The organism is [Clostridium] ammoniilyticum (genome assembly GCF_025566905.1).
Classification (GTDB): domain Bacteria; phylum Bacillota_I; class Bacilli_A; order Erysipelotrichales; family Coprobacillaceae; genus Faecalibacillus; species Faecalibacillus intestinalis.
In genome coordinates, this window is sequence record NZ_JAOQJR010000005.1 from 175,553 (window position 1) to 189,413 (window position 13,861).

Annotated in this window: 14 protein-coding genes; 9 read left to right on the forward strand and 5 right to left on the reverse strand. The window is 26.0% G+C overall.

Translation table 11 applies throughout. From position 1 onward, the window contains the following. The first annotated feature begins 1 nt into the window (after window position 1). The 7 genes from OCV55_RS06830 (at window position 2) to OCV55_RS06860 (ending at window position 7,945) form a co-directional block, all read left to right on the forward strand. Window positions 2-775 (forward strand): hypothetical protein, encoded by a 774-nt coding sequence (locus OCV55_RS06830; protein ID WP_117864105.1) that lies wholly within the window; start codon window positions 2-4, stop codon window positions 773-775. Window positions 776-971: 196 nt separating this feature from the next. After that, window positions 972-2,192 carry a DNA cytosine methyltransferase gene (locus OCV55_RS06835; RefSeq protein ID WP_117864104.1) on the forward strand — a complete coding sequence of 407 codons (1,221 nt, stop codon included), beginning with the start codon at window positions 972-974 and terminating at the stop codon, window positions 2,190-2,192. Beyond that, on the forward strand, window positions 2,189-3,694 hold the full coding sequence (locus tag OCV55_RS06840; protein WP_147580188.1) for a DNA cytosine methyltransferase: 1,506 nt from the start codon (window positions 2,189-2,191) through the stop codon (window positions 3,692-3,694). Before OCV55_RS06835 ends, OCV55_RS06840 begins: the two co-directional genes overlap by 4 nt. 12 nt (window positions 3,695-3,706) lie before the next feature. Continuing rightward, window positions 3,707-4,348 (forward strand): hypothetical protein, encoded by a 642-nt coding sequence (locus tag OCV55_RS06845; RefSeq protein WP_117782946.1) that lies wholly within the window; start codon window positions 3,707-3,709, stop codon window positions 4,346-4,348. Then, entirely contained in the window at window positions 4,341-6,086 is a 1,746-nt protein-coding gene (locus OCV55_RS06850; RefSeq protein ID WP_117782947.1) for an AAA family ATPase, read from the forward strand. Before OCV55_RS06845 ends, OCV55_RS06850 begins: the two co-directional genes overlap by 8 nt. Further along, window positions 6,086-7,516, forward strand: a complete 1,431-nt coding sequence (locus OCV55_RS06855; protein ID WP_147580189.1) for an LlaJI family restriction endonuclease — start codon at window positions 6,086-6,088, stop codon at window positions 7,514-7,516. The genes OCV55_RS06850 and OCV55_RS06855 overlap by 1 nt, the downstream gene beginning before the upstream one ends. A 21-nt stretch (window positions 7,517-7,537) precedes the next feature. Next, on the forward strand, window positions 7,538-7,945 hold the full coding sequence (locus OCV55_RS06860; protein WP_147580190.1) for a very short patch repair endonuclease: 408 nt from the start codon (window positions 7,538-7,540) through the stop codon (window positions 7,943-7,945). A 40-nt stretch (window positions 7,946-7,985) separates the two neighbouring features. Here OCV55_RS06860 and OCV55_RS06865 read toward each other — a convergent pair whose 3' ends face one another. Next, window positions 7,986-8,138, reverse strand: a complete 153-nt coding sequence (locus OCV55_RS06865; protein ID WP_155522374.1) for a hypothetical protein — start codon at window positions 8,136-8,138, stop codon at window positions 7,986-7,988. 225 nt (window positions 8,139-8,363) lie between these two features. Here OCV55_RS06865 and OCV55_RS06870 point away from each other — a divergent pair, with 225 nt between their 5' ends. Continuing rightward, window positions 8,364-9,479, forward strand: coding sequence for a 5-methyltetrahydropteroyltriglutamate--homocysteine S-methyltransferase (locus OCV55_RS06870; RefSeq protein WP_267309850.1), 1,116 nt, complete (start codon window positions 8,364-8,366; stop codon window positions 9,477-9,479). A 48-nt stretch (window positions 9,480-9,527) separates the two neighbouring features. Here the strand turns inward: OCV55_RS06870 and OCV55_RS06875 are convergent, their stop codons facing one another. From OCV55_RS06875 to mnmE, 3 genes are read right to left on the reverse strand one after another with little or no spacing between them, the layout of a single operon-like run. Further along, window positions 9,528-10,349: a mechanosensitive ion channel family protein gene (locus OCV55_RS06875; protein ID WP_147580192.1), complete on the reverse strand. Its 822-nt coding sequence runs from the start codon at window positions 10,347-10,349 to the stop codon at window positions 9,528-9,530. A gap of 5 nt (window positions 10,350-10,354) precedes the next feature. Continuing rightward, a complete protein-coding gene (locus OCV55_RS06880) occupies window positions 10,355-10,612 on the reverse strand; it encodes a hypothetical protein (RefSeq protein WP_227279114.1) in 258 nt (85 codons plus the stop codon). Continuing rightward, the gene (gene mnmE, locus OCV55_RS06885) at window positions 10,578-11,912 is read right to left on the reverse strand and encodes a tRNA uridine-5-carboxymethylaminomethyl(34) synthesis GTPase MnmE (protein WP_147580193.1); all 1,335 of its coding nucleotides are present in this window, start codon (window positions 11,910-11,912) and stop codon (window positions 10,578-10,580) included. Before mnmE ends, OCV55_RS06880 begins: the two co-directional genes overlap by 35 nt. 161 nt (window positions 11,913-12,073) lie before the next feature. Here mnmE and OCV55_RS06890 point away from each other — a divergent pair, with 161 nt between their 5' ends. Continuing rightward, entirely contained in the window at window positions 12,074-13,678 is a 1,605-nt protein-coding gene (locus OCV55_RS06890; protein ID WP_147580194.1) for a VanW family protein, read from the forward strand. Window positions 13,679-13,732: 54 nt separating this feature from the next. Here OCV55_RS06890 and OCV55_RS14105 read toward each other — a convergent pair. Continuing rightward, window positions 13,733-13,861: IS3 family transposase (locus tag OCV55_RS14105; RefSeq protein WP_147580195.1), on the reverse strand; the 129-nt coding region annotated here is incomplete at its 5' end.

The following is a 13,861-nucleotide window of genomic DNA, read 5'->3' on the forward strand; positions in this document are numbered from 1 at the left end:
TATGGAATGGTTGGAGTTAAATCAAGTTGATGCTAGAGAAAGATATGAATCCTTATTAGAAAATGATTTTAGAGATTCTTATATATTATCAACACTTACATCTCAATCAGAAAAAAAGTTAAGATATCAACTTACTGATGCTTATGAAGAAATTATTTCTCAAATAAATGATGGCATCAACAATGGAAAACTGAATTATTCAAAAAAGAAATATTATACTGACTGTTATTTTGGAATTGAATTATTTAAAATTTTAAGATCTTTCAAATTTCAGTTACATGACGCTTCAAATATTAATATATGGAGATACATTTCACTTTATATTATTCCTGATTTAGTCTTAGAAAGACATGGACAAAAAGAAAAATATTTTTATTCTATACCTAATAGAATTTGGTTAAGAACGATATGGTGGTATTGCATGTTATCAATGCAAACACAAATTGTAGATAATAAGAAAGTCTATGCTTACGATAAAACATTAAAAGTAATTCAAGAATTTAATACTGATTACATACTAAACATAGTAGATAGATCAGGAAGTGATGGCTTTAGGATTCAGCTTGTAAGAGAAATTATTACACAGTTCTATGAAAGACGAGAAGAAATTAAAAAGTATTTTAATAATGATGCTTCCATATCTGATAAGGAATTTCCAAGAAAAATAATGTTATTAAATGTTGCAAGACTAGAAGTCTATGAACCTATGACGTATGATGGTGGTATTAAAGGGTATGTAAAAGATTTATTTGACTTTTACTTAGTTAATAGTTAGAAAATCAATTACCTCCATTTTTATTCCCAAAAAACATATAAATATTTATTATATGATATAAAATATATAATAAAAAATAATTCATACTTTATTACCTATCATATATTTTATAATTTTAAAAAAAATAATTCCACTCTCATAAATTTATGATATAATACTCATTATTATGTTTTAATTTTATTTAAAGGAAGATAGTATGAAAAGATTTACTTTTATTGATTTATTTGCTGGATGTGGTGGATTGAGTGAGGGATTTTATCAAGAAAATTTTAAAGCCGTTGCTCATATTGAAATCAATTCAATTTGTTGCAAAACACTAATTGAAAGGATGAAATTCTACAATTATAAAAATGCTGAAGATGCCGTAATAAACGAAGATATAACTAATAAAAATATAATTACTCTAATAGATAAAATATCTAACAATGAAGAGATTGATGTTATTATAGGGGGCCCTCCTTGTCAAGCTTATTCTACTCTAGGAAGAGCAAAAGATAAAAATAGCATGCAAGATGATCCAAGAAATTTTTTATTCGAAAATTATGTTAAAATTTTGAATTATTATAAGCCAAAAGTTTTTGTCTTCGAAAATGTTCTAGGAATTTTAACCGCAAAAATCAAAGATAAAAAAATTATAGATCTTGTAATGAAAGAATTATCAAAAAATTATAATATTCTTTCAAATCCCAATGATATGGTGTTAAATGCCGTAAATTACGGAGTCCCTCAAATCAGAAAAAGAGTTATAATACTTGGAACTAGAAAAGATCTATGCATTTCTCCTGAACAGCTATATAAAGATATTATATCAACACATTATGCACCTGATGCAAATAATATTGAAAAGGAAGAATTAAAAAAATACGTAACTGTTAGAGATGCTATTTATGAACTTCCAAAATTAAGACCTGGTGAGGGAAAAAGTATTATAAATTTTACTTCAAATACTAATAATGAATTTCTTGCACAAATTAGTTATAATACATCAAATATTTTAATGGATCATGTTGCAAGAAGACATAATGATCTAGACATTAAAAGATATACAGAAATGGCAAAAAATAAATGGACATTTAAAGAACTATTAGAACATAGACCAGATTTAAAACATAAAAAAGCACGTGTTTTTAACAATAGTTATGTTGTTCAATGGTGGGATCAACCTGCAAAAACTATTATAGCTCACTTATATAAAGATGGAAATCAATTTATACATCCAGACTATACACAAGGAAGGACATTAACAGTTAGAGAAGCAGCAAGACTACAATCCTTTCCAGATAACTTTGTTTTTTGTGGGCCAAGAACAGAACAATACAAACAAATTGGAAATGCTGTACCACCTCTCCTATCAAAGGCAATCGCATTGTCTATAAAACAAAATTTAAATTTACTAGTTAAACGAGGTAGTTTATGATTTTCACACCTATTACAAATATAAATGAAAAAAAAGATAAACAATTTTTTAAAGAACTAATTAATATATATATTGATTTTGTTAATAAATATAGAAAAAAGTATAACCTAAATGACAGTATTAAAATATTCGATTGCACTGATGAATTAATAAATATTGGTGTTATTGAACAAAAAAAAGATATTACTGATCTAAAAGATTTTTTAGGAAATAAAACATTTCAAGAATTTATTGAGTCCGTATGTTTTTACAAAGAAAATAAAAATGATTTAAAAAATATTTTATATAAATTATCAAATACCGAAAGACTAAAATTACAACAAAAAAAAGAGCTGGCAAACGAACCAACTCTTATCGATTTATTCTGTGGTGCAGGTGGATTAAGTCTAGGATTCATTCAAAATAATTTTAAAATTGAATTAGCAAATGATATAGAAGAAGTATGTATAAATACTTATAAATATAATCATCCGGATACACCATCAAAAAAAATAATACTTGGTGATTTAAAAAAAATTGTTGATAATATTGATCAATTTGTTTCTAAAGATATAGATGTTATTATTGGTGGTCCTCCTTGTCAAGGCTTCAGCTCTGCAAATCAACAAAGAATAATTGATGACCCGAGAAATCAGTTATACAAATATTTTTTAAAAGCTGTTGAAAAAATCGCTCCAAAATTTGTTGTAATGGAAAACGTAAGAGGAATGTTAAAAGTAGCCGACCAAGTGATAGAAGATTTTAAAAAAGTAAAATCTTCAAAAAATAATATTGATTATCATTACACTGTATCGTATAAATTATTAAACTCAAAAGATTTTGGAGTGGCTCAAAGCAGGGAAAGACTTATTTATATAGCTATACGAAACGACGTTGTTGATAAGAAAAATATTTCTCCAAAATCATTATTTGAAGAAATTGAATTAAATTGTAAAAAAATAGATGGCTTTAATTTATCTGATGCTCTTGAGTTTATAAAACCACTTGAAGCCCAAAGAGAAAAAAATAAAAATGAAATAGATTCAGATATATCAGGAAAAAAAATTGATATTAATGAGTTTGGAAATAACAATGACTATTTATCTTTAATTAATATGAATCGAAGCATTCCATTTACTTTCAATCATAAAGCCAGATATGTTTCCGATTTAAATTACGAAATATATAGACGTCTAGATCCAGGAGATGACGCAACAAATGAAAAAATCAGTGATATTATGCCTTATTCTCATCGAAATCATATTTTTAAAGACAAGTATTTTAAATTGATCCCTGATAAACCTTGTAGAACTATTACTGCTCACTTAAGAATGGATTGTCATTCTCATATACATCCATATCAAATTCGTAGCATAACTCCTCGTGAAGCGGCTAGAATTCAATCATTTCCTGATGATTATTTTTTCTTAGGAGCATACTTAAAAACATATATGCAAATTGGGAACGCTGTCCCACCTCTTATGTCACGAGGAATTTCCTCAGTTATAAAAAAATATTTATAAAGGAAAATATATATGAAAATTATTCAATTTATTAAAACTCTAAATAATACTGAATTAGGCAAAGGAACAACACATGAAACCTATATCTTAATTCCAAAAAAAGCCGAGATTAATGATATCTTTGAAAATGAAAAAATAAATTACAAATTTATTTGCAAAAATAATAATAATGAAATAAATCTAAGGTTACGTGCTACTGCTAAAAGAAAAGAATTACGCATTTTAGGGTTAGGAAATTATTATAGAGAAAATAAATTAAACCCAGGGGATTCTATTTTACTCGAAAAAATTATTAACAATGGTGAAAACAAATTATATATTTCTCACCGTAAAGAAGAAAATATCCTTTTTTTCCAAAAAGTAAAAAACAGACTAGAAATTTTTAGCCCAGAACTAATAAATGACTATCATAATCAAACAGATGCTTATAATCATTTAATAAAAATTGAACATGTTGCTTCTGAAAAAAAGAGAACAGACTCACCAACAAAAACGGATTTTTATGAAATAATGATTAACAATATCAATGTTGTAGATGAATTTAATGATAAAGAAATTGGTGGCATAACAATTTTTAATAATAAATTAATTATTTTACATCCATTTGTTTTTGAAAAACATATTATAGATACGGAGGTTAATATACATGAATAATTATTATATTTTTTATACAAACAATTTATTTTCAGAATTTGAGATTATTAATTCAGGTGAATCATTTACATATAAATTTATTAATAATAAAAATTTAAATTTTACTAAGAAATTTGAAGAAAACGATATACTTTTTATTTGTAAAAAAAAAGATATATATATAACTCAAATGATTTTAAAAATTATAAATATAGGTAATGAAATAATTTTAAAAAAATTATGTGACTATTCTAATCCATTAGATATTTCCAAATATATTGCGTGCAAAATAGAAAATGATATTATCCAACAGATAGAATATCAAAATTTTATAGAAATTTATAGCTCATTAAAAAGAATAAATGATATTAGTAGAAATATTGATTTATCATATTTATTAAAATATGATAATAACACATTTGCAAATAAATGTTTTGATTTTTTAGAAGCACATAATCTAATAGATAAACATGTTATATTATTACTAACAAACTCTGATTTTTGCAATAAACAATTTAGTAACTTCGGTAAATATTCAATACTTAAAGAAATCGATACTAATCAAAATATTGAAAATCAATTAAAAGATTCTGGAAACTCAAGATATTATAAAAACACTAGAAATTATCTAAAAAAAACATACGCTATATCAAATAACTGGTTCTATAATCCAGAAAAGAAAAAAGATAATAGAACACCATTTATCAATTGGTTAACTAAATTATTTTCAGCAATTAAATATAGAAATTTTTCCTTAAATACCGATTTGAAATATGACTATAATCGTATTATTTTTGGAGCACCAGGTACTGGTAAAAGCTATACACTTAATAAAGATAAAGAGGATTTAATCAAAAAAAATGAAAACTATGAGCGAGTTACTTTTCATCCTGATTATTCCTATGCAAATTTTGTTGGAACTTATAAACCTGTGAACAATGATAACGATGAAATTTCTTATAAATATGTTCCTGGCCCTTTTTTAAGAATTTTAGTAAAAGCTTTAGAAAGCAATATGAGTGATACACCTGAACCATTTTTATTAATCATTGAAGAAATTAATAGAGCAAATCCTGCTGCTGTATTCGGTGATATATTCCAATTATTGGATAGAAATAATGGAGTTAGTGAATATCCTATACATACTTCTGAAGATATGAAAAAATACATTTCTGAAGAATTAAAAATTCCTGCGGATCAATGTGCTGAATTACGAATCCCAGATAACATGTTTATTTGGGCAACTATGAATAGCGCAGATCAAGGTGTATTCCCTATGGATACCGCTTTTAAACGTAGATGGAATTTTGAATATTGCGGTATCAATAAAAAAGAAGAAGAATTAAATAAACAAACAACTCTTGATATTATAATAAACAATGATCCTGAACCTATACATTGGAATAGTATTAGAAAAGCTATTAATTGCGAGTTGACAGAAATAAAAGTTAACGAAGATAAACAATTAGGTCCTTTCTTTTTAAATGTTAATGATCTAATGGATAGATATTCTGATAATAAATCTAAATTACAAGAAAAATTTAATGACTTATTTAAAGATAAAATAATCATGTATTTATTTGAAGATGCTGCAAAACAAAAAAAAGATTTTATTTTTAGCGGAATTGAAAATCCTCGTATTTATTCAGAAATATGTAAAGAATACGATGAAAAAGGATTAAAAATCTTTGGTGAAGATTTCACAAATAAAGTAAAAGAATTTGAGGCTAAAGCTAAATCATCTGGAGATGATTTATAATGTTATCTGTTTTTATCAAAGAACAAAAAAGGTATTCTCAGGATGATTTGAAAAATTTATTTAAATGTTCAGAAGAAAAAATTGTTCATTATATTAACATTTTAAAAGAATATTCTATAATTCGTACTGTAAAGAAAAATAATAAGCAAAAAGATATAACAGATCTTGTAGAAGAAGACATTGAAATATCTGTTTCTCAAAAATTTAACGATGACTATTATTATATATTTAAATATGTTGGTATAACAATAGTAGAGAATATGGTTTTAAAAATATATCCAAAATATATCGATAGTACTGATGAACCAATTAAAGAGTTAAAACAAATTTTATCAGTTTTAGAAAAATACAATTCAAAAGAACAAATTATCAAGATATTCAATAATAGCGAAGATAATAATTATTCCTTTAATTATTTGGCACTTCTATTATTTTTTATAAATGACTATTATGATAATGATCTTTATTCTAATGATATTAATATTACTGAAGAAAATGGTAATGGTGAAATAAATTGGGATAGGACAATAAATGATGGTTTCTCAATCATAAAAGGAAATAAGCCTTACTATTTAAATTATTATACAAATAAAAGAATATCTAATAATCTTGACTATTTTAGGCAATTACATGCTTGGATAATTTCTATGTGCTCTAAAGAATTAAAAAATGCAGATCTTCTATATCTTTTCAATATAGAAGAAATTGAACTATCTAATTACAATTTAGATGACTTTGGTGACATAGATTATATTTTATATCGTATTGAAAATGAACTTGATAAACAATTTAATACGCGAAAAATATATTTATTAAAAGCGATGTATGCATATATTTCAAAAAAAGGCAATTTTGATAACATCAGTTATTTTAGTACATATGGAACGGCTAATTTTAATTTAGTATGGGAAGAGGTTATTGCTGTAATATTTGATAATCAACTTTACTCTCCTTTATACAAACTAAATATTGAAAATAATAATTACACAAAAGATGACGAAAAAAAACTTATAGATTTAATTGAAAAACCTATTTGGAAATTAAATAATACTTCATCATTTTTAGCTGATACTTTAAAACCAGATACAATAACTTTTCAAGATAATATCATGTACATATATGATGCCAAATATTACAAATTATTGATCAAAAATAACAAAATAATTAATCAACCAGGTATAGAAAGTATTACTAAACAATATTTATATCATTTAGCATATAAAAAATTTATTGAGAAGCATAATATAACAAAAGTTGAAAATTATTTTGTTTTACCAATTGAAAATAAGAACTTATCAAATCATTTCAATGTTTCTCTTGAAATGATGAATGAATTAGATTTACCATCTATTGAAGTTATATTTATAGAAGCCTCTGTTGCTTTTGATCATTATTTGAAAAATAAAATTTATGCTATAAAAAATAAATAATTAAAGTCCAGGAATAATATCATGGTTTCAAAGCAAAGATCTTATAATATGTCTAGAATTAAAAGTAAAGATACTTCTATCGAACTTAAAGTAAGAAAGTATCTTTACCATAAAGGTTTTAGATATCAAAAAAATGTTAAAACATTACCTGGAACACCTGACATATACATATCAAAATACAATGTTGCTATTTTTATTAACGGTTGTTTTTGGCATCATCATTATAATTGTAAATATGCTTATATTCCCAAAACAAATCAAGATTATTGGATTAATAAATTTGAAAAAAATATGAAAAATGATATTGAACACTATAAACAATTAAAACAAATGGATATTAAAGTAATTGTAATATGGGAATGTGAATTAAAAGAGTGTTTTGATTATCGTATGGAAAGTTTACTAGAAGAAATAAAAAATGAAGACTAAAAAACCTGCATCACGTGCAGGTTTTTCGTATTATTATATATTATTTAAATAGTTTAGAGAAATAGTTTTTAACAACGTGATTTTTAATTTTTGATAATGTTGTGTTGCTTGAATCGAATCTGTCTTTTTTAGCCCAACCTGGTTGAGAATCTGCTTGATTAGTTGTTAAATATGAATAGTAATTTACACACATGATTTTGTTCCTCCTTAGTATTTTATATCCCTTTTGTTACTTATATTATATGTAAGAAAGTTTAAAAATTATATGTGTTGAGGTTATGAGAATATTGCATACATTTGTGCATTATGCACAATGGTGAATATAGTTTAAAACTATATCTAAGTAGTTATTATTTGTATTATTCAAACTATGTTTTGATTGATAAAATAAAAATATAGTTTGAAAGGAATGAATGATATGAGTCAATTAAATAGATATGAATTTGTAGGAAGTTTTTTACGTCCTGAAAGATTAAAAGAAGCTAGAAAAAATTATGAATTAAATAATATAACTAAAGAAGAACTTACTAAAGTTGAAGATGAATGTATTGTAGAACTTGTAAATAAACTTAAAGAATTAGGTTATCATACCATCACAGATGGTGAATTTAGACGTTCTACTTGGCATTTAGACTTTATGTGGGGATTTAATGGGGTTGAACATAAAAAGACTGTAGATGGAAATCAAACGTTTGATGGTGAAGCTGCAATGATTGATGATACTTTTATGACAGGAAAGATTTCTTGTAAAGATCATCCTTTTGTTGAACACTTTAAATTTGTGAAAGCATTAGAAGATGAAAATACTGTAGCTAAACAAACAATTCCTTCACCTGGTCAATTCTATGCTTTCTTTACAGGAGCTGATTTATTAGATAAAACATTAAAAATCTATGGTAGTGAAGAAGCCTTTGCTGACGATGTTGTTAAAGCATACAATGAATTTGTTCAAGAAATTTATCACGCTGGATGCCGTCAATTACAATTTGATGATTGTGTATGGGGTGGTATGGTTAATCCTGAACTTGCTGTAAGTTTAACAGGAAGAAAGGGAGAAGCATTAGAAAAATATAAACAACTTTTATTAGATTTAAATAATAAAGTTGTTGCAAATGCACCTGAAAATCTAACAATTAATACTCATGTATGTAGAGGAAATTATCATTCTACTTACTTTAGTTCAGGAGCTTATGATGGTGTAGCTGATTTACTCTTTGGTGAAGAAAATGTAGATGCTTATTTCTTAGAATATGATGATCATCGTTCTGGTGGTTTTGCTCCATTAAAGAAAGTATCAGGAGATAAGAAAGTTGTTTTAGGTCTTATTACTACAAAGAAACCTGATTTAGAAGATAAAGAACTTGTTAAAAGAAGAATCTATGAAGCAACTAAATATATTCCTTTAGAACGTTTATATTTAAGTCCTCAATGTGGTTTTGCTTCATGTGAAATTGGTAATAAATTAACAGAAGAACAACAATGGGCTAAACTTAAACTTGTTAAAGAAATTGCTGAAGAAGTATGGGGAGATTAAAAGAAAAGGAGAATAACATTGGTAATCCATGTTTTCTCCTTTTTTACACTATTTTACAATATGCATATGAGGGTAAGGTATTTCAATACCTTCCTTTTTAAATTCAGTGACTAAATCTTTACGAATATCTGCAAGCATTTGAAAACCTTGTACATTATCTTCACTAGTGATTGTTGCTCTTAGTTGGATAGAACTATCTTTTAAATCAGAAACAATCACAGGGACTAATGGATCCTGTTTATCTTTTCTTCCATCAATGAATAAAGGATGTTTTACAACAAGATCTTGAATCACTTTGATTGCTTGATCTATATCACTTTCATAAGAAATATCGATATAAAGATAATTTGCTTTAACATGTTCGATTTGTGAAATATTTTCAATAATTGCTTTATTCATAATATCATTAGGAACAATCATTTGTGTCTTTTCTAATGTTTCAATAACACTATGTCTAAGTGAAATATCAATAACAGTTCCTCTAACATTATGTCCTGTAACAACAATAAAATCACCAATCTTATAAGGCTTATAAGCCATAATCATGGCACCATTAATAAGATTACCTGCAGCTTCTTGACTGGCAAGTCCAATAACTACGGCAACGATTCCTCCAGATGCAAGTAAGGCAGTCGCAAATGATTTTAAAAACTTCACTTCACTACATACAATTGCTAAAAAGATTGTAATGAGAATAATCTTTTTAATTCTTTTTTGTAAAACATAATTATCAGGCCATTTCTTTTTAATAAACTTATTTAATAATTTATTGATTGCAATTAAAACAATCCCTGCAATAACAATTGAAATAATGCCATTAATAACCCCATTTACAAACAAATTATCAATTTGTTCAAATATTTTTTCCATTCAAATTACCTCTTTTTATAATACTTTGAAAGAACATACAACAAAACTGATTGCATTGCTCCTACAATAGAAACCATTAAACATCCATAACAAATCCAATATAAAATACTATTTCCTGTATTAATTGCATTTAATATAAAGAAAACAATAAACGCAATTAATGCTACATTCCTTGTATACTTAAAAAAACGATAAAATCTTTGTGCTAATATTTCATTTGTATTCATCTTATTTACCGATGCAAAAGCGTTTAAATAATTCATCTAATAAATCCTCTTTTGCTTGTTCTCCTAATATTTCTTTTAAACAAGACCAACTATCATAAAGATCTTCTACAATAAGATCTGATGGTATAGACATCTTCATCGCATCAATTGCTATTTGTAAAGAAGAAGCTGCTTTTTCTAATAATTGTGTTTGTCTAGCATTAGTAAGATAATATTCTTCTTGATTACTCATAAGTCCTAAATTAAATTTCTTTTTAATTTCTTTAGTAAGCGCTAAAATATCTTGTTCTTTAGCCGATATTTCAATTCCTTCTAAATCAACTTTCTTACCTAAATCTGCTTTATTAATAATAATAATACGATTTGTATCTTCTGTAAGTTCAAGTAACTTTTGATCTTCTTGATCAAGTTCTTTACTTCCATCAATAACTAATAAAACAAGATCTGCTTTTTTAATCATTTCTTTTGATTTTTCAACCCCAAGACTTTCTACAATATTATCTGTTTCTCTAATTCCTGCTGTATCGATCATATTTAATAAAATACCATCTACTGTTACTGAGCCTTCAACGACATCTCTTGTTGTTCCAGCAATATTTGTGACAATCGCTTTTTCTTCTTTTAACATCGCATTTAATAAACTAGATTTACCAACATTGGGTTTACCAATGATGGCTGTTTGAATTCCCTCTTTTAATAATTTAATATTTTTAGAATCTTCAATGATTTTATTCATCTTTTCAATTAAAGAAGTAGACATTGGTAAAAGCTTATCTGCTGTTAATTCTTCTACATCTTCATATTCAGGATAATCAATATTGACTTCTATTTGCGTAATAATTTGAATTAAATCTTCTTTTAAATCTTTAATAAAATGACTAATACTTCCTTGAATTCCTTTTAAAGCAAGAGAAGAAGCATAACTATTTTTAGCCGTAATAATATCACTAATAGCTTCTGCTTGTGATAAATCAATACGTCCATTTAAAAAAGCACGTTTACTGAATTCACCACGTTCTGCCAGTCTTGCTCCATGATGTAAACAAAGATCAACTACTTTATTTGTAATATAAACACCACCATGGCAATTGATTTCAACCATTTCTTCTCCTGTAAAAGTTCTTTTCCCACGATAGATATTTACTAATACTTCATCTATTTTTTCACCATTATCTTTTATATAACCGTATGTAATGGTATGACTCTCTTTATTTATAATCTTTCCTGTAAAAAACTGTTGAACAAATGCAATAACATCTTTTCCTGATAAACGGATAATTGAAATTGCTGCTTCTAGTCTTGATGTTGCTACTGCAACAATAATATCATCATTCATTTTCATACCACCTTTCTTTTTGATACTATCTTATTTTGTTGATTTTATCAATAAATAACTCCCTCATTATAACAAATATTTTTTATTTTTGATATATGATTTTTTTCGATTGATTTCTATATTTTAATCATATATTATTATGTACAAATAGGGGTGAAAAAATGAAAAAGCTGAATAAAAAAGTTCCTATAATCGGAGGTGCTGTTATAGGAGTGATATTGGTTATTTATATCATTTTATGTTTTCTAGCATCAGGTAAAGGGTTTATTAAAAATATGACAATTAATGGCATAAAGGTTAATAATATGTCTAAAGAAGAGGTCATTTCTAAACTTGAAAATAAGTATCAAAAAGATCAAAATCAATTATTATTAAATCTTGAAATGAATGATCAAAAGTATCAAATAGATATGAAAGATAATGTTAAAGTCAATATTAAAAAACAAGTCAATAATATTCAAAAGAAATATAATAATTTCTTTACAAAAGGATATCATTACTTACTACAACATAATGAAAACATTTCTATAGATATTAAAAATCAAAAACTACTTAATAAAGATATCAAAAAATCAGGTATTTTAGATTATTCAACTTTAGTACCTACAACTTATAAAGTTGAAAAAACAAAAGTTATCTTTACTAAAGGTAAAAGTGGTGAAGCAGTTAAACAAAAAGATGTTTATAACACAATTCAAACTGCTTTAAATGAATATGATTTTAATAAAACTTTAAAGATTAAACCTTCATCTGTTTCAGAAGATGAAAGTGTTATGAAAACAATTTATAAGACTTTATCTAAGAAAGGTAAAAATGCGACTTTAGATAAAAATAATGATTATAAAATTGTAGCTGAACAATATGGTGCTAAATATGATTTAGATGATTCAATTAATGCTTTTAATAAAGCTAAAGAAGGAAAAGAATTTGAAGTTAAAGCAAAAGCTATTGTTCCAAGTATTACTAAAGAAGATTTAGAAAAGAATTTATTTAAAGATGTTTTAGGTGAATATACAACAACTGTAAATGGTTCATCTGTAAGAAAAAACAATGTTAGACTTGCTGGTGAAAAATGTAATGTGATCTTACTTCCAGGTGAAGAATTTTCTTACAATCAAACAGTTGGAAAAAGAACAAAAGAAAATGGTTTTGGTGAAGCAGGAGCTTATTTAAATGGCGAAACTGTTCAAGAAGTTGGAGGTGGCGTTTGTCAAACTTCTTCAACATTATATAATGCTGTTGTTTTAGCTAATTTAGAAGTAACTGAAAGAACAAATCATACGTATATTTCAAGTTATGTACCAATTGGAAGAGATGCCACTGTTTCTTGGGGTGGTCCTGATTTTAAATTTAAAAATAATAGAGATTATCCAATTAAAATAGAAGCAAGTTATGCTGGCGGTAAGTTAACATGTAAAATTATTGGAACTGATGTTGATGGAAGTTATGTGAAGTTTACAAGTGAAAGAACAGGGGATGTCGCATATAACACAAAATATGAAAATGATGCAACTATTCCTGAAGGTCAACAAGTTACAAAGCAAGCTGGATCTAATGGTGGTAAAGCTGTTTCTTATCGTTTAGTTTATGATAAAGATGGTAAATTACTTTCAAAGAAAAAAGAAGCCAACAGTTATTATAAAGGTCATGAAGCAATTATTGCTGTGGGTACAATGAAGGTTGAACAACAACCTGAAGCACAACCTGAAGCAACTCCAGCTACACCGGAAACAACAATTCCAGCTGAACCTACTACTACACAATAGTAAAAATGAGTGACTAAAATCTGAAGTGAACCGACTTTGTTGGACAAAAAATAATTAACTTAATGATAAGGCTTGATTCCTAATTTGTAATGGAGTTAAGCCTTTTCCCTTTACTGTAATTCTAAAATTATTATGATAATGAATATAATCTATCATCGCTTGTTTTAAATTATCTAATGATTC